Origin of the sequence: Streptacidiphilus melanogenes (assembly GCF_000787835.1) — a bacterium.
GTDB classification, from domain to species: Bacteria; Actinomycetota; Actinomycetes; order Streptomycetales; family Streptomycetaceae; genus Streptacidiphilus; species Streptacidiphilus melanogenes.
This window is the reverse complement of record NZ_BBPP01000047.1, coordinates 22772-43164: the sequence shown is the minus strand read 5'-3', so window position 1 is coordinate 43164 and position 20393 is coordinate 22772. Positions and strand designations below refer to the sequence as shown.

22 protein-coding genes and 1 pseudogene are annotated in these 20393 nt (G+C 70.7%); 16 read left to right on the top strand and 7 right to left on the bottom strand.

Annotation, left to right across the window (positions count from 1 at the left end; all coding sequences use genetic code 11):
* The first annotated feature begins 75 nt into the window (after nucleotides 1-75).
* The 4 genes from TR49_RS33455 to TR49_RS33440 all read left to right on the top strand — a co-directional run bounded on the left by TR49_RS33455 (nucleotide 76) and on the right by TR49_RS33440 (nucleotide 3533).
* Complete coding sequence (locus tag TR49_RS33455; protein WP_052434861.1) at nucleotides 76-1602, top strand: CYTH and CHAD domain-containing protein; 1527 nt, start codon at nucleotides 76-78, stop codon at nucleotides 1600-1602.
* Nucleotides 1603-1987: 385 nt separating this feature from the next.
* Nucleotides 1988-2482: a hemerythrin domain-containing protein gene (locus TR49_RS33450; protein WP_042388486.1), complete on the top strand. Its 495-nt coding sequence runs from the start codon at nucleotides 1988-1990 to the stop codon at nucleotides 2480-2482.
* A gap of 73 nt (nucleotides 2483-2555) precedes the next feature.
* On the top strand, nucleotides 2556-2786 hold the full coding sequence (locus TR49_RS45990) for a hypothetical protein (protein ID WP_236653639.1): 231 nt from the start codon (nucleotides 2556-2558) through the stop codon (nucleotides 2784-2786).
* A 474-nt stretch (nucleotides 2787-3260) separates the two neighbouring features.
* The gene (locus TR49_RS33440; protein ID WP_042388481.1) at nucleotides 3261-3533 is read left to right on the top strand and encodes an isoamylase early set domain-containing protein; all 273 of its coding nucleotides are present in this window, start codon (nucleotides 3261-3263) and stop codon (nucleotides 3531-3533) included.
* Nucleotides 3534-3617: 84 nt separating this feature from the next.
* Here TR49_RS33440 and TR49_RS33435 read toward each other — a convergent pair.
* Nucleotides 3618-4169, bottom strand: a pseudogene (locus tag TR49_RS33435) (GNAT family N-acetyltransferase); the annotation flags it as partial.
* 282 nt (nucleotides 4170-4451) lie between these two features.
* Between TR49_RS33435 and TR49_RS44180 the strand changes: the two are divergent.
* Both TR49_RS44180 and TR49_RS33425 read left to right on the top strand, forming a co-directional pair.
* Nucleotides 4452-4625, top strand: a complete 174-nt coding sequence (locus tag TR49_RS44180; protein WP_042388475.1) for a hypothetical protein — start codon at nucleotides 4452-4454, stop codon at nucleotides 4623-4625.
* A complete protein-coding gene (locus TR49_RS33425) occupies nucleotides 4622-5728 on the top strand; it encodes a carboxylate-amine ligase (RefSeq protein WP_160311678.1) in 1107 nt (368 codons plus the stop codon). Before TR49_RS44180 ends, TR49_RS33425 begins: the two co-directional genes overlap by 4 nt.
* Nucleotides 5729-5733: 5 nt before the next feature.
* On the opposite strand, the gene TR49_RS33420 is transcribed toward TR49_RS33425, so the two are convergent.
* Entirely contained in the window at nucleotides 5734-6129 is a 396-nt protein-coding gene (locus TR49_RS33420; RefSeq protein WP_201776267.1) for a VOC family protein, read from the bottom strand.
* A gap of 114 nt (nucleotides 6130-6243) precedes the next feature.
* On the opposite strand from TR49_RS33420, the gene ddaH reads away from it, so the two are divergent.
* Together ddaH and TR49_RS33410 are read left to right on the top strand one after the other, a co-directional pair.
* Nucleotides 6244-7113: a dimethylargininase gene (gene ddaH / locus TR49_RS33415; protein WP_042388549.1), complete on the top strand. Its 870-nt coding sequence runs from the start codon at nucleotides 6244-6246 to the stop codon at nucleotides 7111-7113.
* Between the two features lie 25 nt (nucleotides 7114-7138).
* Nucleotides 7139-8149: an iron-containing redox enzyme family protein gene (locus tag TR49_RS33410; RefSeq protein WP_042388473.1), complete on the top strand. Its 1011-nt coding sequence runs from the start codon at nucleotides 7139-7141 to the stop codon at nucleotides 8147-8149.
* On the opposite strand, the gene TR49_RS42040 is transcribed toward TR49_RS33410, so the two are convergent.
* Together TR49_RS42040 and TR49_RS33405 are read right to left on the bottom strand one after the other, a co-directional pair.
* Nucleotides 8108-8305: a CDGSH iron-sulfur domain-containing protein gene (locus TR49_RS42040; RefSeq protein ID WP_084725694.1), complete on the bottom strand. Its 198-nt coding sequence runs from the start codon at nucleotides 8303-8305 to the stop codon at nucleotides 8108-8110. The genes TR49_RS33410 and TR49_RS42040 overlap by 42 nt on opposite strands.
* Nucleotides 8306-8324: 19 nt before the next feature.
* Nucleotides 8325-8975, bottom strand: coding sequence for a HemK2/MTQ2 family protein methyltransferase (locus tag TR49_RS33405; RefSeq protein WP_042388470.1), 651 nt, complete (start codon nucleotides 8973-8975; stop codon nucleotides 8325-8327).
* Nucleotides 8976-9366: 391 nt separating this feature from the next.
* Here TR49_RS33405 and TR49_RS33400 point away from each other — a divergent pair, with 391 nt between their 5' ends.
* From TR49_RS33400 to TR49_RS33385, 4 genes are all read left to right on the top strand, one after another.
* Nucleotides 9367-10500 (top strand): glutathione-independent formaldehyde dehydrogenase, encoded by a 1134-nt coding sequence (locus tag TR49_RS33400; protein ID WP_042388467.1) that lies wholly within the window; start codon nucleotides 9367-9369, stop codon nucleotides 10498-10500.
* A 25-nt stretch (nucleotides 10501-10525) separates the two neighbouring features.
* Nucleotides 10526-10975, top strand: coding sequence for an SRPBCC family protein (locus TR49_RS33395; RefSeq protein WP_042388465.1), 450 nt, complete (start codon nucleotides 10526-10528; stop codon nucleotides 10973-10975).
* Nucleotides 10972-12609 (top strand): phytoene desaturase family protein, encoded by a 1638-nt coding sequence (locus TR49_RS33390; RefSeq protein ID WP_042388463.1) that lies wholly within the window; start codon nucleotides 10972-10974, stop codon nucleotides 12607-12609. The genes TR49_RS33395 and TR49_RS33390 overlap by 4 nt, the downstream gene beginning before the upstream one ends.
* 444 nt (nucleotides 12610-13053) lie before the next feature.
* The gene (locus tag TR49_RS33385) at nucleotides 13054-14037 is read left to right on the top strand and encodes an AI-2E family transporter (protein WP_236653642.1); all 984 of its coding nucleotides are present in this window, start codon (nucleotides 13054-13056) and stop codon (nucleotides 14035-14037) included.
* 669 nt (nucleotides 14038-14706) lie between these two features.
* Here the strand turns inward: TR49_RS33385 and TR49_RS44175 are convergent.
* Nucleotides 14707-15360, bottom strand: a complete 654-nt coding sequence (locus TR49_RS44175; RefSeq protein ID WP_052434859.1) for a hypothetical protein — start codon at nucleotides 15358-15360, stop codon at nucleotides 14707-14709.
* Between TR49_RS44175 and TR49_RS42030 the strand changes: the two genes are divergently transcribed.
* Together TR49_RS42030 and TR49_RS33375 are read left to right on the top strand one after the other, a co-directional pair.
* A complete protein-coding gene (locus TR49_RS42030) occupies nucleotides 15333-15890 on the top strand; it encodes a DUF4232 domain-containing protein (RefSeq protein WP_084725693.1) in 558 nt (185 codons plus the stop codon). The genes TR49_RS44175 and TR49_RS42030 overlap by 28 nt on opposite strands.
* A gap of 172 nt (nucleotides 15891-16062) precedes the next feature.
* Nucleotides 16063-16452, top strand: a complete 390-nt coding sequence (locus TR49_RS33375; protein ID WP_052434857.1) for a L,D-transpeptidase — start codon at nucleotides 16063-16065, stop codon at nucleotides 16450-16452.
* A gap of 141 nt (nucleotides 16453-16593) precedes the next feature.
* On the opposite strand, the gene TR49_RS33370 is transcribed toward TR49_RS33375, so the two are convergent.
* Nucleotides 16594-17208 carry a TetR-like C-terminal domain-containing protein gene (locus TR49_RS33370; RefSeq protein WP_042388460.1) on the bottom strand — a complete coding sequence of 205 codons (615 nt, stop codon included), beginning with the start codon at nucleotides 17206-17208 and terminating at the stop codon, nucleotides 16594-16596.
* A 123-nt stretch (nucleotides 17209-17331) separates the two neighbouring features.
* On the opposite strand from TR49_RS33370, the gene TR49_RS33365 reads away from it, so the two are divergent.
* Entirely contained in the window at nucleotides 17332-18549 is a 1218-nt protein-coding gene (locus TR49_RS33365; RefSeq protein WP_042388458.1) for an alpha/beta hydrolase family protein, read from the top strand.
* 139 nt (nucleotides 18550-18688) lie between these two features.
* Nucleotides 18689-19198, top strand: a complete 510-nt coding sequence (locus TR49_RS33360) for a hypothetical protein (protein WP_042388454.1) — start codon at nucleotides 18689-18691, stop codon at nucleotides 19196-19198.
* A 237-nt stretch (nucleotides 19199-19435) separates the two neighbouring features.
* On the opposite strand, the gene TR49_RS33355 is transcribed toward TR49_RS33360, so the two are convergent.
* The gene (locus tag TR49_RS33355; RefSeq protein WP_201776266.1) at nucleotides 19436-20362 is read right to left on the bottom strand and encodes an IS30 family transposase; all 927 of its coding nucleotides are present in this window, start codon (nucleotides 20360-20362) and stop codon (nucleotides 19436-19438) included.
* Nucleotides 20363-20393 lie beyond the last annotated feature (31 nt).

Below are 20393 nucleotides of genomic sequence, written 5' to 3'. Positions count from 1 at the left end.
AGGCCAGGTGGAGGGGCGACCGCGCCGACGGTGAACCCGCGGAGTAGCGTCCGACCTGCGGGGCAGACGCGCTGCATGCCCAGCACTACGCACACGGAACACGAGATCACCTTCGACGGAGCTCTGGCTTCGGATCCGGCAGCCACCCGCCCCGCCGGAGTGGCGCGCGCCGAAGCGGCCCAGACCGAGGTCCTGGACGCGGTCTACTACGACACCCCCGACCACAGCCTGCTCCGCCACGGCGCCACGCTCCGCCGCCGGGCCGGCGGCCACGACGCGGGCTGGCACCTCAAGGTCCCCGGCGAGACGGGCGGCCGCCGCGAGATCACCCGGCCGCTCGACGGTGAGGCGTCGGACGCGGACATTCCACAGGAGTTGAGACAGCTTGCCTGCGGCTACGCGCGCGGAGAGCGCCTGCGACCGGTGGCGCATCTGCTGACCCACCGGCGACGCGTGCTCTGGCTGGACGATGAGGAACGGTCGCTCGCCGAGCTGGCCGCGGACCATGTGGCGGCCCGCGTCCTGGGCCCGGGCACGGAACCGGCTGACACCACTGGTCCGCAACCCGAGCTGACCACCTGGGACGAGACCGAGGTGGAACTGACCGGCGGCGACGCGGGCCTCCTGGACGACGCCGCCCGGAAGCTGACCCATCAGGGACTCCACCGTGCCGGACGCGGCATCAAGCTGGCCCGCGCCCTGCGAGCCGCAGGCCTGGACACCGAGCCGGTGCCCCGCACCGACCTCGCCCACGCCGGGAAAGCGGGAAAGGCCATCGTCGCGGCCCTGCGCCGCCACGCCGACCGCCTCACCGCGCTGGACCCGGCCGTCCGGCTCGACGAGGAAGACGCCGTACACCAGATGCGCGTCACCGCACGAAGGCTCCGCAGTCTGCTGCGCGCCTGCACCAGCCTGTTCGATGAGGACCGGGCGGACGACCTGGCCGCGGACCTGCGCTGGCTCGGACACCAGCTCGGGGCCTACCGCGAGCCGGAGGCACTGCGCGACCGCCTCACCGCCCAGGCCCGCGCCCTTCCGGACGACTGCAGCCCGCACGCGGCGCAGCGGAAGCTGCGCAAGGTGCTGGACCGGCGCTGCCGTCACGCGCACCGCCAACTCGTGGCAGCTCTCTCATCAGCGCGTTACTTCACCCTGCTGGACCGGCTGGAGGCGTTCGTCGCCGATCCGCCGCTGCGCGGGGGCACGCATCGAGGGGGCGGCCGCGCGAAGCGCATCCTGCGACGAGAGGTGCGCCGCACCCGGCGGCGCCTGCGCAAAGCGATCAAGCTAACCGACGGCGAGCGCCAGGATGACGCGCTGCACCGCGCGCGCAAGGCCGCCAAACGGACCCGGTACCTGGCCGAAGCCCTCCGGCCCGCTCTCGGTTCGACGGCGACGAAACAGGAGGCACGGCACAAGAAGATCCACAAGCGGCTCGGCCAGCACCAAGACGCCCGCAGCGCCGAGCAGGCCCTAACTGCCCTGGGGCACGCCGAAGGCACCCGCCCCGAAGAGGCCTTCGCCTTCGGCATCCTCAGGACCCGGCAACGTGAGAACTCCCCGGCCGACATCCGCGCCGCCCGGCGCGCAGCTGGCCTGTGAACAGCGCACGGTTCCGGAGCGGCTCGCAGACGACGTAGCGCCTGGCCGTCACCCGAGCCGTGCGCGAGGTAGCCGATTGCCTGGGGAACACCGGCGGTCTGCCGTGCCGTCTACATCAACCTCCGGCTCATCGAGCTATTCGAGCAAGGCACATCCATCGCCGCGGCGCTTCCCCGCCTCAGAGAGCACCACCAGGCGGGCGTTCCGGCCACGCCCGGCGCCGTCGAAGCAGCCGTGCTGCACCTCCTGGGATAGCACCAGTCGCGCCGGTGCCCGGCACACAGCCGTCCCCAGGCAGTGGGGCGTGAACCGCCGTGCACGGGGCATCCGCCGAGCACCGGCCGGGCCGACCGGCCCTTCATCGACCGTGCAGCGGAGGTACCCGATGTCCACCGACGCCCTGGTCCTCCTCAAGGCGGACCACAAGGAAGTCCAGCGCCTGTTCCGGCAGTACCGCGCCGAAACCGGCACCGCCACCCGCGCAGCGCTCGCCGACGAGATCGTCCGCGCCCTGACCGTCCACTCCTACCTGGAGGACGAGGTCCTCTACCCGAAGATCCGCGCCGCCGTGCCCGACCTCGCTTTCGAAATGGACCTTGCCCACCAGGAGCACCACGTCGCCGAAGTCCTCTGCGCCGAGATCGACGCCATGAGCGACGACGACCCGGAACTCCCGGCGAAGATGGCCGTGCTGACCGACGTCGTCACCCGGCACATCCACACTGAGGAACAGGACTGGTTCCCCAAGGTGCGCGACGCGATGGGACGCAAAGAACTGCAGCAGATCGGCGAGCACCTGCTGGCGCTGCGGCAGACCGCGCCGACCAGCCCGCACCGGCCCGGCCTGATCCAGCGCGTCGCGGACGCGATGAGCGCATGACCTCTAGCCACGCGTGGCGGCGGCCCCACCCGCGCCCCCCGCCCAGGTGGAGGACGCGACCCTGCGGTCTCTCATGCACGGGCTGCTGCCCGCGTGGACCGTCCCCGCCGCCGCCGACTGGATCATGCACCGCCGCACGCGTATTCAGGACAACGCCGGAACCCGCGAGTCGCTGATCCATCTGCTGATGATGGCCGAGGTGGGTGTCCCGGCGGGTCTGGTGCTGCTGCGCGAAGTCGACCCGCGCTCCTCGCGGCGCTCGTGCTGGGGGTCCTCGCCCACGAGGCCACCGCCCTGTGGGTAGTGCACACCGCGGAGGACGCCGGCCGCGAGGTCACCGTCACTGAGCAGCACATGCACAGCTTTCTGGAATCCCTGCCCTACATGGCCTTGGCCGCCCTCGCCTGCCTCCACCCCGACCAGGTCCGTCGACTGTGCGGTCGGCTGGGAAACCCGGCCGAAGTGCATGGCGGCTCACGGCGCGCCGCCCTCCGTTCCCCGCCCGCTATCTCGCCGGAGCCGCCGCCGGAGCCGGCACCCTGGGACTCCTCTACGGCGAGGAGCTCGCGCGGTGCCTCCGCGCCCAGCACCGCCCCAGCTGAGGTCCGCGAAGGTAGGCCATCCAGGTGACATGAAAAGCCAACCGGCTGCGGCCGGTCGGCTTCATGGCGCGCCGCTATACGGGTGATGTGCAGGCGTGCCGTATCCGCTTCACCGGACCGGGTCAGAAAGCGCAGTCCAGTCTGGGAGGTCCGATACACGAAGCTGAGGAGGCGTCATGCTGGAGCGCGCGGCCGTCAAGCAGGGCACGAAAGTCACATTCGTCCTGTCGGGAACGGACGAGCGGCCGGTGAGCGTCGTGGGGGACTTCAACGACTGGACCCCCGGTGCCCATCCGTTTCAGGCGCGTGAGGACGGCAGCCGGGCGGTCAGTCGGGTTCTGCCCAAGGGGAAGGTCAGTGCGTTCCGCTACCTCGCGGAGGGCGACGTGTGGTTCGACGAGGAAGATGCCGACCACCACGACGGCGCCAAGAGCTACATCCACACCTGATCGCCGTTCCCCGCGGCCCAGGACACCGCCCGTCCAGACGGCCCGGCCCCTCGCCTCAGGAGACGAACGCCGCGAAATCCAGCGTCAGGCCAGGTCCTTGCCCATCAGCGTGCACATCGTCTCGTACCGCTGGAGCGAGCCGTCCTCTGCCTCCACGTCCCAGGAATCGAGCTCGCGGCCGAAGGCCTGGTAGCCCAGGCGTTCGTAGAGGGCGCGGGCGCGCTGGTTGCTCTCCGCGACGCCGACTTCGGCGCGGGTCAGGCCCCGGGCGTGGATCCGTCGCTCGGCGGAGCGGATGAGCAGCGTGCCGATACCGCAGGACTGCAGGGCCGGGTGGACGCCGAATTGCCAGAGCGTGCCGGCGCCGGGGTTGACCGTGTAGTCGATGCCGCCGACCGCCACGGGGAGCCCGACCTGCGTGCACACCGCCAGGTAGTCGATCTCGCCCGCCTCGGCGCGGCGGATCTGGTGGACGAGCTCGCGCACGTGTTTGGGGGAGCCGGCCCAGCTGCAGGACGGCAGGTCCGCGTCGGTGAGGCCGCGGACCGACAGGTGCAGCCTGATTTCTGTCATCGCCGCATCCCTTCGACTCCAAAAGCGGCCGTCTCCTATTTCAGCAAGCCGGTCCCGTTGCCGTCCAAGGGTTTCGGGCCGGTGCCGACGTCAGCTGGGAGGCCTTGCCCTCGCGACTGGGGCCGGGCGTGGGCGATGTTCGGGGCGTCTGGGGGCGGCACGGTGACGCCCGTGGGCGGGACGCCAGCACGATTCAACTGTCGGGCTTGGTCAGATGGGCTGGTGGCGCGGCCAGCCAGCAGGACCAAGGTGCGCCACCGGCCCCGCACGACCAGGCGACAACTGGAACTGGAGCACGCGTGCGTGGGCCGAATCGGGGCAGACGCGTGCAAGGAGGTACGACACATGCTTGCTCTGATATTGGTGCTGCTCCTTGCTGTGATTCTGGGAGGCGCGGGCTTCGCCATCCACATCCTGTGGTGGGTCGCCCTGGCCGTTCTCGTGCTCTGGTTGCTCGGATTCGTCGCCCGCGGCTCGGGTGCGGGTGCAGGCGGGCGGAGCCGCTGGTATCGGTGGTGATCGAGGAGGTTCTCACCCTGGGTGTGGAGGAGGAACTCCTGCTCGTGGACCCGAAGACGGGCGTCTCGATGCCGCGTGCGCAGGAGGTCGTCGCAAAGTCCGCGACGAGGCTGGGGGATCGCGTCGGTGAGGAGTTCTACGCCGCGCAGTTGGAGATCCGCACCGCGCCCGCATTCACCGCGGGCGCGGTGCGCGCGGATCTCGCCGAAGCGCGCCGGGTTTGTTGCGTCGCGGCCGAGGGCATCGGCGGCGGCCTGGTCGGTGCCGGCTGCGCTGTATTGACGACCAGTCAACCTGTCGTGACGGACGCTCATCGCTACCGGGACATCGTGCACCGGCTCGCCCCGTTCGTCCGCACGACGGACAGTGAACTGTCCGGCTGCCACGTCCATCTCGGCACCCTCGGCCGGGGTGAAGCCCTCGCCCTGAGCGCCCGGCTGCGGCCCTGGCTCCCGGTGCTCCAAGCGCTGGGCGCCAACTCTCCGTTCGCCGCAGGGCACGACCGCGGCTGGGAGAGTTGGCGGGCAGCGCAGTACGTCCGCTGGCCCACCGTCGGGCCCGCTCCCGTCCTGGACGAGAGCGGCTACGAGGCGCTCGTGACCCGGATGGTGGCTACGGGCGAGATCCGCGACCGCCAGATGATCTACTGGTACGCGCGCCCTTCCGAACGCTGGCCCACGCTGGAGATCCGGCTGTGCGACGTCAACGCTCACCTTGACCTTGACCTGCTGCTGGCCGTCCTCATGCGCGGGCTGGGAACCGTGCTCATGGCGGAGATCAGGGCAGGTACGCCGTGGCGCGATCACGTGGACGATGTGGCGTTGCTCGCCGCCCACGGGCAAGCGGCCCGCCTCGGCTTGCGCGGGCAGGGCGTCGACCCGGCGACGGGCGGCCGTCGTCCCCTGAGCGCCTGCCTGACCGCCCTGGTGGAACGTGCCAGGCCTGGGCTGCGCGCGGCCGGGGACGACCTGTTGGCGGCCGACCTGCTGGGCCGAGTACGGAGGACGGGCACCGGGGCGGACCACCAGCGCGCGGCCTACGAGCGGCACGGTCACCTGCGCAGCGTCGTGGCCGAGCTCGCGGCCGCCACAGCGGACTGCTGAACTCGCTACGGTCTGGGCGGGACGATGACGCACAACTCGTTGCCCTCCGGGTCGGCTACGTGCGCTGTCCACCATCCCGTGTCGTCGAACGGCGGCCGCAGCAGCCGGCCGCCGAGCTCAACCAGCCGTTCGACCTTCGTGTCCTGGTCCTGCACCCGCAGGTCGACGTGCATCCGGTTCTTGCCGCGCTTGGGCTCGGGAACACGCTGCAGCAGCAGTTCCGGGCCGTGGCCGCGAGGATCCGAGAGCTCCAGGTAGGGCTGCCGGTAAGGCCCGGCGGTGTAGCCGAGGGCGCCCGCCCAGAAGCTGGCGAGAGTGGGCGGATCCGCGCAGTCCAGCACCCATGCCAGCTCCACAGCCACCACCTCCACCGCTCCGGCCAGCTCGCTCGTTCTCGACATGGCGCGTCTGCCCGGTGCCGCCTCGGGTCAACCGGTCGGCGGGCACGTGTGCCTGAGGGTTTGCGGGGTAGCCGCAGGTGCAACGTGGCAATCGGATGGAAGGGGCTCGATGTGATGCTCCGGCCTGTGCCTGACCGGGTGGCGCGCGCCCGCCGCTTCCTAATGTGCCCGCCGACGTTCTTCGACGTCCGGTATGCGATCAATCCGTGGATGGACCCTGCCGACCCGCCCGACCCGGCGGCGGCCGAGGACCAGTGGTCCCGGCTCTACGAGCTTCTGGTCTCCCTAGGGCACCAGGTCGAGCTGGTCGAGCCGGTCCCGGGACTGCCGGACATGGTCTTCGCGGCCAATGCGGCCACCGTCATCGACGGGCGGGTGCTCGTCGCCAAGTTCCGCCACCCCCAGCGTGGCCCCGAAGCCGTCGCGTATGAGGCCTGGTTCCGAGCGCAGGGATATGAGGTGATGGAGCGTGCCAGATGCTGCAACGAAGGGCAGGGCGACCACCTGCTGACCGGTGGCCTGCTCCTGGCCGGACACGGATTCCGCACGGACCCGGCCGCCCACGTGGAGGCCGAGGCCTTCCTGCGGCGCCCCGTGGTCCCGCTGACACTGGTCGATCCACGCTTCTACCACCTGGACACAGCCCTGGCCGCACTCGCGGACGGGGAGGTCATGTACTACCCGCAGGCGTTCTCGTCCGCGGCCGCGAGCCGGCTCACCGCGCTGTTCCCTGACGCCGTCCACGCACGTGAGACCGAAGCAGCGGCGTTCGCCCTCAACGCGATCTGCGACGGCTTGAACGTCGTCCTGCCCAGCGGTGCGGCGCGGCTCGACGCGCCCCTGCGGGCGAGGGGTTACAAGCCGCATTTCGTCGAGGTCAGCGAGCTGATGAAGGCCGGCGGCGGCCCGAAGTGCTGCGTGCTGGAACTTCACCAAGACGATGCGACCCACCCGGGACCAGGGGCCGAAGTGGCCGCCGCATAGACAGAGTGGGAGGAGGAGAACACGCATGGGTGTCGACGGCAGCAGTCCGCCACTTCCCGATGGCCGCGGGCTGTGCTCAGCCGCGCTGCTTCGACAATTGGCAAGGCCGCCGACGCCGATTGTTCGGGGACTGCCCCCGCCCCGCGGGCCGATCCTCGGGGAGGACCTCCAACTGGCCCTCTACGTCTGTTACGAGCTGCACTACCGCGGGTTCGATGGGGTCGACCCCGAATGGGAGTGGAACCCGGAGCTGCTGGGCTGGCGAGGCCGTCTGGAGCGCGCGTTCTTGTCCGCGCTGCGTGCCGAAGCCGACAGCGCGCCCTTGGCCGAGCAGCTCTCGGCGCTGCTCACCGAGCCACTGGACGGCACGGGCCCGTCCCACTTCCTGCGCGCGCACGGCGAGCGCTGGCAGGTCCGCGAGTACCTGGTCCAGCGCTCGCTGTACCACCTGAAGGAGGCAGATCCGCAGGCGTGGGCGATCCCGAGGCTTCACGGCGCCGCCCAGGCGGCGTTCGTCGCGATCGAGTTCGACGAGTACGGAGACGGCCACGGCGAGCGAGTGCATTCGCGCCTGTTCGCGGACATGATGCGTGACTTCGGCCTCGACCCCGCCTACAACCACTATCTCGACCGTGTCCCCGCCGAGGGGCTGGCCGTGGTCAACCTGATGTCCCTCTTCGGCCTCCACCGGGGCCTTCGCGGCGCCCTGGTCGGGCAGTTCGCCGGCGTGGAGATCGCGTCCTCTCCCGGCTCCGCCCGGCTCGTGGAGGCGCTGACCGCGCTCGGCGCCGGCGAGGCGGGGACGCGCTTCTACCGCGAGCACGTGGAGGCTGACGCGGTCCACGAGCAGCTGGTCCGCCGCGGCGTGATCGGTGAACTTCTGCGTCAGGAACCGCAGCTGGAGGACGACATCGCGTTCGGACTTGCCGCCTCGGCGTTGCTGGAGGACCGGCTCGCCCAACGCATGGTCAGCAACTGGACCAAAGGACGAAGTTCATTGCACCTCGGCTTGCTCGACGCGCCCGCCGGGAGCTGATCGACGGCGGTGACTGGTGTCGCAGAACGGATAGCACCGACTGCGCCGACACGCACACAACGCCACGACCGGCCGCTCACTGCGCACCGTCGAGCCGTCCGCCAACTCGACCTCGATCGGGCCGTCCACCAGCAGCGGCCCCACACCATCCGGCATCACCACACGGGCGACTCGATCACCGCCGGGCACCGCGGATCACCACCAGTTCCTCCTCACGCTGGCCCGGGCGCGCCAGCCCCGCCCGCTCGAACCACTCGGCGCGCGAGCGCATGACGGGACCGTAGGGCTGCCTGGCCCGGGCCACGATCTCGGTGCGAAGTCCACGGGCGCGCAGCAGCTCACAGGTGGTGTCGACTCCACTGAGATCGGACTGCACCAGCAGCAGCACCCCCTTGGGCTTGAGCAGTGCGGGGGCCTGCGCGCAGATCCGGTCGAGCAGCAGGCGGCCGTCCCGCCCGGCGTCCCACGCCCGCGCCAGCCCGCTGCGCGCCGGTCCCGGCGAGGGCGAGGGCACATACGGCGGATTGGTAAGGACCATGTCGAAGCGCTGCTCGCGAACGGGCCGGAGCAGATCCCCGTGCCGAGCCCGGATCCACCGCCCGTGCAGGGCCCCGTTGACCAGCGCGGCGGTCAAGGCAGCCCACGACACGTCCACGGCGGTCACGAGCGCCCCCCGGCACGCTGCCGCCACGGCGACGGCACCCGAGCCCGTGCCGACGTCCAGGACCGCGGCTCCCGGGACGAGTGACTCGTCCTGGAAGGCGCCGATCAGCATTTCGGTGTCGACTTGGGCCCGGTAGACGCCCGGCGGCTTGATCAGCAGCATGGCCAGCGCCTGCCCACAAAGGGGAGTTCGATGCTCGTGGTACGCAAGGGAGTATTGAGGCGGAGGATGAGCCCTGCGTGCCCGCTGCTCCCAGGTTCTCGCCGTGGCCGCTTCGAGGTCAGGCAGTCGGCTCACCTGGCCCGGGCACTGGTAGCGCGGGGAGGGCACGCTCCGCCCAGACGCGCCTGCACGTCCGCAGGTTCCCGCCGCCGCTAATCGGCGGCTACCCAGAACAAGCCCATGACACGGCCCGACCCCGTACGGGACCGGCCTCCGCCGCCGAGCCACGAGGTGATCACGCTCTGGAAGGCAGGCCGGGGCGGTGTGGGTGAGGGCATCGCGGGCAGGCGCGCGTGCAACCCACCCCTTTCGGACCGTGTCAGGAGAATCCATGAAGGCGCTGGTGTACCAGGGGGAGCGGGACGTCGCGGTGCGCGAGGTCCCTGACGCCCGGATCGAAGAGCCGACCGACGTCCTGATCAAGGTCACGGCGACGAGCATCTGCGGTTCCGACCTGCACATGTACGAAGGACGGACCGATGTCGAGCCCGGCACGGTGTTCGGGCACGAGAACCTCGGCGAGGTCGTGGAGGTCGGCGACGCCGTCGTGCGGATCCGGGCCGGTGACCGCGTTTGTATCCCGTTCAACATCGCGTGCGGCTTCTGCCGCAACTGCGACCGCGGCCTGACGGGCTCCTGCCTGACGGTGAGCCCCGGAATGGATGGCGGAGCGTACGGCTACACCGGCATGGGACCGTACCGCGGAGGCCAGGCCGAACTGCTGCGCGTCCCGTTCGGCGACGTCAACTGCCTCAAGCTCCCCGAAGACTCGATCGAACGCGAGCTGGACTACGTGATGCTCGCGGACATCTGGCCCACCGGGTACCACGCCACCCAGCTCGCGGGCCTGGAACCGGGCGACAGCATCGTGATCTACGGCGCCGGCCCGGTCGGATTGATGGCGGCCTACTCGGCCACCCTCCTCGGCGCGGCGAACGTCATGGTCGTGGACCGGCTGCCCGACCGCCTCGCCCTCGTCGAGAAGATCGGCGCGACCCCCGTCGACGACTCCGCAGCCGACCCCGTCGAGCAGGTCATGGACCTGACCCGAGGTGCTGGCGCGGACCGCGGCTGTGAATGCGTGGGCTGGCAGGCCCACGACCCCGACGGCACAGAGCATCCGAACCAGACCATGAACCGGCTCGTGGGAAGTGTCCGCGCGACCGGCGGCATCGGCGTCGTCGGCGTGTTCGTGCCCGAGGACCCCGGAGCCCCGGACCGACTCGCCCGGGAGGGGCAGATCGCCTTCGACCTGGGTGCGTTCTTCCAGAAGAGCCTGCACATGGCCAGCGGGCAGGCCCACGTCAAGCGCTACAACCGGCAACTGCGGGACCTGATCGCGGCCGACCGAGCCCGCCCTTCGTTCCTGGTCTCGCACCAACTGCCCCTGAACGAAGCACCGCAGGCCTACCGCCACTTCGACGACCGTGACCGCGGCTGGACCAAGGTCGTCCTCCGCCCGTGAAACCCACGTCTCAGGGAGACATCCCATGGCCGTACGACACGTCCTCGTCCCGGGAACCCCGAAGCAGATCTGGGACGTCCTCAGCGACCCCGAAGCCTACGCGAGCTGGGTGCCCGGCACGCACGACACGAAGGCCGCCCAAGGGGACTGGCCCGACCAGGGCGCTGCGCTGCGCTACCTGGTCCGCATCGGTCCCTGGGATCTGCGCGGCCGCACGGTGGTGCGCATCAGCGAGCCGCCCAGCCGGCTCGAACTGGAAGCGTTCGCCGGGCCCCTGGGCAGCGCCCGCATCGCGATCCGCATCATCGAATGGGGCGAGGAACACAGCGTGGTCGTCGTCGACGAACACCCCCTGCGCGGCGTCGGCGCCAAGCTGCACACGGCCCCCGCCGACGCACTCCTGCACCTGCGGCACCGGCAGATGCTCGCCCGCCTCGCCGCCACCGTCGACGAACGCACAGAGGCACAGCCATGAGCGACGCCGTCGTCATCGGAGCCGGACCCAACGGCTTGGTCGCCGCCAACCTCCTCGCGGACGCCGGCTGGACCGTCGACGTCCTCGAGAGAGCCGAACACCCGGGCGGCGCCGTCCGCAGCGACCACGGCCTGGACCCCGCCTACACCCACGACCTCTTCAGCTCGTTCTACCCCTTGGCCGTGGCCTCGCCGGTCATCCAAGCCCTCGGACTGGAACGGCACGGACTCTCCTGGAGCCACGCTGCCGCGGTACTGGCCCACCCGATGCTCGACGGCTCCTGCGCCGTCCTGCACCGCGACTCGGGGCACGGCACCACGGGCATCGACGGGGCGTGTACCCCCGCTGACCAGCAGAAGTGGCAGGATCTGGCCGACCTGTGGACGCGGCTGGACCCGTGGCTGGTCAACGCCCTGTTCGCGCCCTTTCCCCCTGTCCACGCCGCCGCGCACCTCGCAGCACGCCTGGGGGCCAGGGATGGGCTGCGCATGGCACGCTTCGCCACCCTCCCCGTCCGCCGACTCATCCAAGAACAGGACTTCGAGGAACCAGGGCCGGGTTTGCTCCTGGCCGGCTGCGCCCTGCACGCCGACCTGCTGCCCGACGCCCCCGGCAGTGCCGCTTTCGGATGGCTGATGGCGATGCTCGGCCAGCAGCACGGCTGGCCCGTGCCCGAAGGCGGCTCAAGCTCCCTGACCACAGCCCTGGTGCGACGACTGCACGACAGGGGTGGCACAATCCACTGCCGCACGCAGGCCCGCGAGATCGTCGTACGCAGCGGCCGGGCCGTCGCCGTACGCACCGACCAGGGAGAACTGGCCGTCCGGCACGCCGTCCTCGCGGCCATCCCGGCCACCGCCCTGTACGGCGGCCTGATCGACTGGCAGTACCTCCCCGACGGCATGCGGCGCGCGATGCGCCGCTTCCACTGGGACCTGTCCACCATCAAGGTCGACTGGGCACTGTCCGGGCCCATCCCCTGGAAAGCACCCGAGGCGGCAACGGCCGGCACCGTGCACGTGGGAGCCGACCTCAATGAGCTCAGCGACTACGCCCTGCAGACCGCCACCGGACGCATCCCGGCGCGACCCTTCGGCCTGCTCGGCCAGATGACCACCGCCGACCCGACCCGCTCCCCGCGGGGCACCGAATCCGCCTGGATGTACACCCACGTCCCGCAACAGGTGACAGAAGACCTCGGCCCCGACCAGCTCACCGGCCGCTGGGACCGGGCAGAGGAAGAGGCGATGGCCGACCGCATGGAGGAGCAGGTCGAACGCTTCGCCCCCGGCTTCCGGGCCCGCATCCAACACCGTCGCGTCCTCTCCCCGCACACCCTGGAACGGCTCAACTGCAACCTGGTCGGCGGCGCCATCAACGGCGGTACCACCAACCTCCACCAGCAGTTGATCTTCCGCCCCACCACATCGACCGGCCGACCGGAAACCCCGATCCGGGGCCTGTACCTGGCATCCTCGTCTGCCCACCCCGGGGGAGGAGTGCACGGGGCCTGCGGAGCGAACGCCGCCCGAGCGGCCCTCCGCTCCCAAACGGCGACCCGGCGGCCGGCGGCCGTCGCCCTGTCCGCTCTCCAACGACACCTGCTCGGGGAGCCGGACCACGGGCCCTTGTGAGCCTTGACCGCTCGCAGCCGCCGACGAAGCGGGACCGGGACCCGAATCGCGGGCAGTCCTGTGGCCGTTGGGCCTGCCCGCTTATGTGACCGGTGCACCGTGCCGGCGGCCCGAGTCATCGCCACGTAACCCCGGGGTCTCGGCGCGGCGATTGAGGGCAGTGGCGTTACGGGGCGGAGGAGGGAGATGGCGGATGGGCCGGTGGCTGCAGTTGCCGGGGCGGAGGCCGGAGATGGCCAGCCGTCGTGCGTCGGCGTCCCGCGCTGGGCGCGGGACGCCGGGCGGGCCCAAGCCGGCTCGGCGGCCGGTGGTCGGTCACCGGCCGCCGACCACGGTGCAGCGCACGCCCGGCGTCCCAGCCCCGGGGTGCCGGCGTTCTTGCAGACCGCCGCCGGGTGGGCGTGGCGAGTGCTGGTGCTGGGGGTGGTGGTTTATGTGGCGTTCATGCTGCTGGCCAGGTTCCAGCCGGTCGTGATCGCCGTTTTCCTGGGCCTGGTGGTTGCCGCGCTGCTGAGGCCGCTGGCTGACCGGATGAGTCGGGTGATGCCCCGCGCGCTGGCCGTGGCGTGCGCCTATGTGCTCGCCGTGCTGTTCATCGCCGCTGTGCTCTCGGCGACCGGTTTGCTGGTCGCGCACGAGGCCCCGAGGGTGGCGGCGCAGTTCGACACCGGCATCGGCCGCGTCGAGCGCTGGCTTGAAGGCGCACCGTTCCATGTGCGGCCTCGTGCGTTGACCGGCCTGCAGCAGAAAGTCACCGCCTTCATCTCCGCTCACCGCTCCACCCTGTTGCAGAGCGCTGTCAGCGGCGCCACTCAGGCCGTGGAGATCCTCACCGTCGCCGCGCTCGGTCTGTTCTGCTCGGTGTTCTTCGTCTACTCCGGAGAGCGGATGTGGGACTTCTGCCGAGAACAGCTCCCTCCCGGCCGGCGCGACGGCTGGCAGCGCGGGGGACTGGCCGCATGGCATACCTTGTCCGGCTACATCCGCGGCATCATCCTGGTCGCGGCCATCAACGCCGTCCTGGTCGGCGTCGCCCTGTTCGTGCTTCGGGTTCCCCTGGCCGCCCCTTTGGCGATGCTGGAGTTCGTGGCCGCGTTCGTGCCGCTCATCGGCTCACCCGTCGCCCTCGCCGTCGCGAGCGCGGTGGCGCTGGCCACCCGAGGCCCCATCACCGCCGTCATCGTCCTGGGCCTGATCGTGGTGATCGGGGAGATCGAGGGGCACCTGCTCCAGCCGCTGATCATGAGCTGGGCCGTGCGGTTGCATCCCGTCGTCGTCGCGGTCTCGGTGATCGCCGGAGCGATCGCGCTCGGCATCATCGGTGCGGTCCTCGCCGTCCCCGCCGTCTCGGTCGTCTGGGCCGTGACACAGGCCCTACGCACACCGGCCCCCGCCGACCGCAGCGGACGAAGTGGACAGAACTCGTGAGGACCGTAAAGCAGAAGCTCAACGCCAGCCCCGTCTGGCCTTCGGCCCCATCCCTTGACTTCCTGATCAGGGCGTTCTCCGACTGCGCGGGCCTTGGCGCGCCTGGGCGATGACCCGGACGAACGGGGCGCGGTCGTGTAACGGGGCCTAAGCGTAGAGTTATGGGATTTCCGGGATATCGGTGCTGACCTGCATAAACGTGAGCGGCGGACGAGTCGGCCTGTACGCCGGGTTTTTCTGCCCCACCGCTCTGACCTGGGCTGATGTGGATCAAACCCGCTCTGACCTGCTGTAGGAGGCAGTCAGAGGCAGTCGAAGGCAATCAGAGGCAGTCAGAGCCAATCACTCTGATTCGACCCCGATTCGACCCGGTCGTTTTGGAGGCAGCCGGAGGCGGTCAGAGGCAGTCACTCTGGCTCGCCGCTGGCGGCTTCCTGCCCCGCCGCGAGAGTGATGTCTGCCTTCGAGCAGTGCCAGGGCAATACGAAAGCCCCCAGGATGACCGTCCTGGAGGCTTCGCTGGCACCGATCGGAGGTCGGTCCCGAACACCACCGGTGCTTTGACCGGCTGCGGTGGTGTTCCCGTCCTTGCGAGACGTCACCAGAATGCCACACGGCGCCCCTCCAGCACTCGCCTCGACCACGACCGCTCTGCCAACTTCGAGGCAGTCAGAGGCAATCAGAGGCAGTCACCCCACCCTGCTCGGCTTCGACCGGCTCCCCGCCGCTGCGGTCGACCTGATCCTGTTGGGGGACCTCACCGGCCGCTACGCGACCGGCAGCTACACGAGGCGGAACTCCAGGGGCGCCCTGGTCCGCCGTGAGGACCGTCAGGGCGTTGCGGAGCACGGCCACCGGATCACCGCGGCCATCGCCTGCCACGTGGCCCGCGCCGGCGGCAATGCAGATCAGCTGACCCGGCTGCTGCTGCACCCGGACCACGAGGGCGGCAGGCACGCCCAGATCATCGAGCTGCGCTCCGGTCAGGCCCGCGCCCGCGCCTACATCGAGCGGGTCTGGGCCAGCGCCAGCGCGGAGGTCGCCGCCACCGTGGGCGTCGGCTCCCGTCACGGCGCGCACGAGGACCTTGCCGCTCTGCGGGAGCGGATCGAGACCACTCCGTGGCGCGGCGAGCGCGGCCGCACCGCACTGCGCGTGCTGCGGGCCCACCTCAACTTCGCCGAGACCGCCGGCGGCCGCCTCCACGCCGCCAGCGAGCGGCAGACCGCCGAGGAGGCCGGAATATCCCGGCAGACCCTGCACAACGCCTACGAGACGGTTCTCAAGCCCGGCGGATGGCTGCGCCGCCTGCGGGTCGGCCACGGCACCGAGGGCTCCACCTGGTACCTGGGCAACGGACCTCACGCCCTCGGTGCCGCGATCGCCCTGGCCGCGCCGTCCGACGCCGCCACTGTCGCTTCGCACGCAGCGAGGCTGGCCGCCACGCCGGTCACCTGCACCGGTGGCAACACGAAGGTCACGGCCAAGACCGAGCCGGGGCAGCGCCTGCTGCTGACGGCCACCAACATCGGCAGGCTTATGCCTACGGCTACCCGTACCCGCGCTTCGGTGACGCCCAGGCCGGGCCGGCCGACATCCCCGGCAGCGTCCCGCAGGCCGTGGTCGCCCTCGCCCCCGGCCAGTCCGCCTACGCGCTGGTCCACACCACGAGCGGCGGAGCCCGGCACAGCCACACCGTGCACTTCCTGGAGGTGTACTTCCCCGGTGCCGCCCAGCGTGGTTCGGTCGGCCCGGCCGCGCCCGTCGCCCTGCCCAGGGCAGGAGTGCGGGTGGACGAGTCCGTCCGCACCACCTACTGGCAGGCCACCGCGCGCCTCGCGCTGCGCTGGTAGCAGCCCCGCGCGGACGCGCGCCGCCACGAACGCAGCGCGCGTCCGCCCGGCGAGCTGAGTAGACGTGTCTTGTCCAATCGAAATGATCTTGAGTGGGAGCAGGTACGGCACGGTCGTCAAGACCATGCCCATCGACGCGGGCAGCCCCTCGTTCCCGTCCTAGGACGGCACGATGGCCGTGATGGACAAGCAGCCCGAGGTGCACATGACCTCCTGCAGCGTCCACATCACCTGCGACCCGGGCAACCCCAACTTCTACGACACGACCCTGCCCTGGGATGTCCACCTGACCGGGTCCGGCACGTACGTCCACTACTCCGACGGCGACAAGCACCCGGGCCACAGCGTCGGCTCGCACGGCTGCGTCCATCTGTCGCTTGCCGACGCGACCTGGTTCTACAACTACGTCCACGTCGGGGACCCGGTCACCATCACCGGCTCACCGCGCGGCAAGGCGCAGGCCGACAACGGATACGCCTCGTTCGACCTGACCTGGCAGCAGTGGCTCGCCGGCAGTGCGAACGGCCCGGAAACCACCGCCGCCGAGAGCCTGTCCGGCTGACTTCGGGCATGTGGCGCACCCTCAGGCCCCACGGTCGCCCGCCATCCGCCCGGCAGCGCCGGCAGGCCGAGGGCCGCAGCTGCCCCCCGGCATCCGAAGCGAGCCCGAGGACAGCGCCGCCGGGCGGTCCGGCCGGCGGCATCAGGCGGCGATGGCGGCCAGGAGCTTGTCGGTGAGGCGGTGGAGGTAGTCGGGGGCGGTGGGCGCGTGGAGGACGGCGAGGCGCCAGTAGAGGGGCCCCGCGAGGAGGTCGAGGGCGAGCTCGAGGTCGGTGTCGGCGGGCAGTTCGCCGCGCTCGACGGCCTGTTCGAGCATGCGGGTGGCTTTGCTGCGGCGGGTGTCGCGGACGGCGGTGAACAGGGCCTGCTGCAGTTCTGGGTTGCGGGCGCTCTCGGCGAGCAGGTCGGGGATGATCTTGGAGGCCAGCGGGTTGCGCAGCGCGTCCGCGACGCCGGTGAGGAACGCGAGGACGTCGCCCCGCAGGGTTCCCGTGTCGGGCGGTACGGGCGCGTCCACGGCGACCGCGGTGGCCAGGGCGACGGTCATGTCGAGCTTGGAGGGCCAACGGCGGTAGATCGCGGCCTTGCCCGCGCCGGCCCGCTTGGCGACCGTTTCCAGGGAGAGCCGCGCGTAGCCGGCCCCGGCCAGTTCTTCGAAGAAGGCGGCTGCGATCGCCTCGGTGACGGAGTCCTGCAGGACGGGGCCCCCCAGGGGGCGGCGCTGGGGGTCGCGGGCTTGTGCGGGTGAGCTGGGCATACCGGAAAACTACCACGAGACGGAACGGTTGCGTCTCGACTAGATGAAGACTACCGTCTTCCAGTAGACGAGACGGGTGCGTTCCGTCTCGCTAAAGGTTGATTTCAGAGTTTGGGGTGCATCATGCGGTTCCTGTTCGAGGACGAGTCGTTCTCCTTCGAGACCCTGCGCGCGGCCGGGTTCGCCAACTACGGTGGCGCGGACCTGGGTGAGGTCGTGGCCACCGCCCGCAACATCGCCGAAGGGGACGAGGACGCCTGGCTGCGCGAGTGGAGCAGCACCGCCGAGCGCGTCCACGCGATCGGCTCCCGCGCCCTGGCAGGCGGACACCGGGTGAGCGCTCGCGAGGCCCTGCTGCGCGCCTCGAGCTACTACCGCACCGCCGAGTTCTACCGCCGCGACGACCCCGCAGGCGACCCCGAGGTCAAGCGTCTGTCCGCCCTCTCGCGCGAGACGTTCGCGACCGCCGCGTCCCTGATGGACACCCCGGTCGAAGCCGTCCGCATCCCGTACGAGGACGGCACCCTGCCCGGCTACCTCTTCCTCGTCGACGACTCGGACACCCCCCGCCCCACCGTCATCTTCACCAGCGGTTTCGACTCCACCCTGGAGGAGGCGTACTTCGTCGTCGGGGCGGCCGCGCTGCGCCGCGGCTACAACGTGCTCGCCTACGACGGCCCCGGCCAGGGGGCAGCGCTGCGCGAACAGCACCTGGTTTTCCGTCCGGACTGGGAGGCCGTGGTCACCCCGGTCGTCGACTACGCGCTGACGCGCCCCCAGATCGACCCCGACCGGCTCGTCCTGATGGGCTACAGCCTCGGTGGCTACCTCACCGCCCGCGCCGCCGCGTTCGAGCACCGCCTCGCCGCACTGGTGCTGGACGACGGCCTCTACGACTACCACGACGCGCACACCCGGATGATGCCGCCGTTCCTTGCCGAGTGGGTCGAGACCGGACACGACGACCTCGCCAACCCCGTCGCGAGCATGCTCATGAAGGGCAACACCCAACTCCGGTGGGCCCTGCGCAACGGGGTGTGGACATTCGGCGCCACCTCGCCCGCGGACTACATCCGCCGAACGGCCGAGTACACCCTCGAGGGCGTCGCCCAGCTCATCGCCTGCCCCACCCTCATCCTGGACGCCGAGAACGACCAGTTCTTCCGCGGCCAGCCCCACCGCGTCCAGGCCGCCCTGACCTGCCCCCACACCCTGATCACCCTCCCCGAGGCCGAAGGCGCCGGCGAGCACTGCCACATGGGCGCCATGTCCCGCTTCAACCAGATCACCTTCGACTGGATCGACACCACCCTCGCCGCAAAGGCCCACCCCGGGAGCTGAGTGCCTAAGGCCTGCCGAACGCCCGGACGCCCGGGGTGGGCGCACTGATGCGCGCACTCCGGTGCCCGGCACACCCGATGACCACCACACACCGGCGCAAAGCCACCGCAACGACACCGACGAAAGGGGCTCCCCGCAGATGACCGGCTACGCCACCGGAGGCTGGACCGACATGTTCCTGTGCGCGGGCGGCGCGGCAGCAGCGCTCTGCGGCCTCATCTTCGTCGGCCTCAGCGTCAACATCCGCACCGTCCTGGACATGGAGAAACGCGAAGGCCAGAGCTCCATGACGGGCCGCGCCCTCGAAGCCCTCGTCGCGCTGCTCATCGTCTCGCTCATCAGCGTCGTCGCACTGACCCCGGCCATCAACCCCGACGTGCTCGCCGCCTTCGTCCTCCTCAACGCCGCTGCGAGCGCGATCTCGCCCGTCCGCGCCGCCTACACCGGCCGAGGCCGCAGCCCGAACCCAACCGAAGTGATCCTGCGGCGCTTCCTCGCGGCCGCCGTCACCCTCACCCTGCTGACCGCCGGAGTATCCCTCGCGGCCGGCCATGGCGGCGGCCTGTACTGGCTGCCCGCCGCATTCGTCCTCGCCGTCACGATCGCCGCCGTCAACGCCTGGGTGCTCCTGGTCGAGGTCCTGCGCTGAAACCCGAAGCCACGGAGTGCCGGGACGCCCGTCACGGTCCCGGGCGGCGTAGCGCCCCTTGCCACGCGGCGACATGGTGCGCGACATGGAACTGACAGGGCCGGGTGACATGGACTGACATGGAACCGGTGCATGTCACCCTGAACAGCGAGAACACCCCGTCATCGCCATTTCGGCGTTCCGTTGTCAGCGGCCAAGATCAGGCGGATTCGCATGATCGTCGCAACGTTGCTGGTCTCATGCTGTCAGAGCGGCGGCGAACGCGTGAGCTGGAGTTCGCCATCCCAGCGTCTTTCGGGGCCGGCTGTTGAGACGGTCCTCGATCGCGCGTAGCTCCTCGTGGGTGTGGACGGAGAGGTCAGTGCCCTTGGGCAGGTACTGCCGCAGCAGGCCGTTCGTGTTCTCTTTGGTGCCGCGCTGCCAGGGGCTGGCTGGATAGGCGAAGAACACTCCGTCCTGGAACAGGGGTGCCAGTTCGTGGTGGCGGGCCATCTCGGTGCCCTGGTCCCATGTCAGCGTCATCCGTGCCTGTCCGGGGAGAGTTGCCATCGCGGCGGTGATGGCGTTGCAGACCTTCGCGGAGTCGTGTCCGTCGGGCAGCGGGACCAGCCGCAGCAGGCGGGTGCAGCGGTCGACCAGTGTGGCGACGGCGGACTTGTTGCCGCGGCCGACGACGAGGTCGCCTTCCCAGTCGCCCACGCGCTCGCGCAGCTCGACGACGACAGGGCGGTCGTGGATGGGGGTGGCCGGCGTCTGGAACCGCGGAGCCCGCGCGCTGCCGCTGCGGCGGCGTTTGCGCAGGGCCCGGCCGGTCCGCAACTTCTTCGTCAAGGTCCTGCTCAGGGTGTATTTGGCGCCCTGGTAGAGCGCGCGGTAGATGGTCTCATGGCACAGGTGCCGGTCCGGCTGGTCCGGCCACCGGATGCGCAGGTGGGCGGCGATCTGTTCCGGGCTCCACTCCAGGTCGAGCTTGGCCTGGACCTCGGCGCGGAGTTCGGCGTCGGTCTGCAGCTTCGGCCGGCGCGGACGGGTAGCCCGCTCGCGGGAGCGGTGGTGAGCCATGTTGGCGTCGTAGACACCCTTGTCGTGTTCGAGCATGTTGCGGCGCAGTTCACGGCTGACCGTGGAGGTCGACCGGCCGATCCGGGAAGCGATCTCCGTCATGGTCAGGCCGCGTTCCCGCAGCGTCGCGATG

Excerpts from the sequence above, each read along its gene's own strand:
- TR49_RS33455 (WP_052434861.1), top strand. The coding sequence starts at position 76 with ATGCCCAGCACTACGCACACGGAACACGAGATCACCTTCGACGGAGCT.
- TR49_RS33450 (WP_042388486.1), top strand. The coding sequence starts at position 1,988 with ATGTCCACCGACGCCCTGGTCCTCCTCAAGGCGGACCACAAGGAAGTC.
- TR49_RS45990 (WP_236653639.1), top strand. The coding sequence starts at position 2,556 with ATGCACGGGCTGCTGCCCGCGTGGACCGTCCCCGCCGCCGCCGACTGG.
- TR49_RS33440 (WP_042388481.1), top strand. The coding sequence starts at position 3,261 with ATGCTGGAGCGCGCGGCCGTCAAGCAGGGCACGAAAGTCACATTCGTC.
- TR49_RS44180 (WP_042388475.1), top strand. The coding sequence starts at position 4,452 with ATGCTTGCTCTGATATTGGTGCTGCTCCTTGCTGTGATTCTGGGAGGC.
- TR49_RS33420 (WP_201776267.1), bottom strand. The coding sequence starts at position 6,129 with ATGTCGAGAACGAGCGAGCTGGCCGGAGCGGTGGAGGTGGTGGCTGTG.
- ddaH (WP_042388549.1), top strand. The coding sequence starts at position 6,244 with ATGCTCCGGCCTGTGCCTGACCGGGTGGCGCGCGCCCGCCGCTTCCTA.
- TR49_RS33410 (WP_042388473.1), top strand. The coding sequence starts at position 7,139 with ATGGGTGTCGACGGCAGCAGTCCGCCACTTCCCGATGGCCGCGGGCTG.
- TR49_RS42040 (WP_084725694.1), bottom strand. The coding sequence starts at position 8,305 with ATGCCGGATGGTGTGGGGCCGCTGCTGGTGGACGGCCCGATCGAGGTC.
- TR49_RS33405 (WP_042388470.1), bottom strand. The coding sequence starts at position 8,975 with ATGCTGCTGATCAAGCCGCCGGGCGTCTACCGGGCCCAAGTCGACACC.
- TR49_RS33400 (WP_042388467.1), top strand. The coding sequence starts at position 9,367 with ATGAAGGCGCTGGTGTACCAGGGGGAGCGGGACGTCGCGGTGCGCGAG.
- TR49_RS33395 (WP_042388465.1), top strand. The coding sequence starts at position 10,526 with ATGGCCGTACGACACGTCCTCGTCCCGGGAACCCCGAAGCAGATCTGG.
- TR49_RS33390 (WP_042388463.1), top strand. The coding sequence starts at position 10,972 with ATGAGCGACGCCGTCGTCATCGGAGCCGGACCCAACGGCTTGGTCGCC.
- TR49_RS33385 (WP_236653642.1), top strand. The coding sequence starts at position 13,054 with ATGCTGCTGGCCAGGTTCCAGCCGGTCGTGATCGCCGTTTTCCTGGGC.
- TR49_RS42030 (WP_084725693.1), top strand. The coding sequence starts at position 15,333 with ATGGCTGCGCCGCCTGCGGGTCGGCCACGGCACCGAGGGCTCCACCTG.
- TR49_RS33375 (WP_052434857.1), top strand. The coding sequence starts at position 16,063 with ATGGCCGTGATGGACAAGCAGCCCGAGGTGCACATGACCTCCTGCAGC.
- TR49_RS33370 (WP_042388460.1), bottom strand. The coding sequence starts at position 17,208 with ATGCCCAGCTCACCCGCACAAGCCCGCGACCCCCAGCGCCGCCCCCTG.
- TR49_RS33365 (WP_042388458.1), top strand. The coding sequence starts at position 17,332 with ATGCGGTTCCTGTTCGAGGACGAGTCGTTCTCCTTCGAGACCCTGCGC.
- TR49_RS33360 (WP_042388454.1), top strand. The coding sequence starts at position 18,689 with ATGACCGGCTACGCCACCGGAGGCTGGACCGACATGTTCCTGTGCGCG.
- TR49_RS33355 (WP_201776266.1), bottom strand. The coding sequence starts at position 20,362 with ATGACGGAGATCGCTTCCCGGATCGGCCGGTCGACCTCCACGGTCAGC.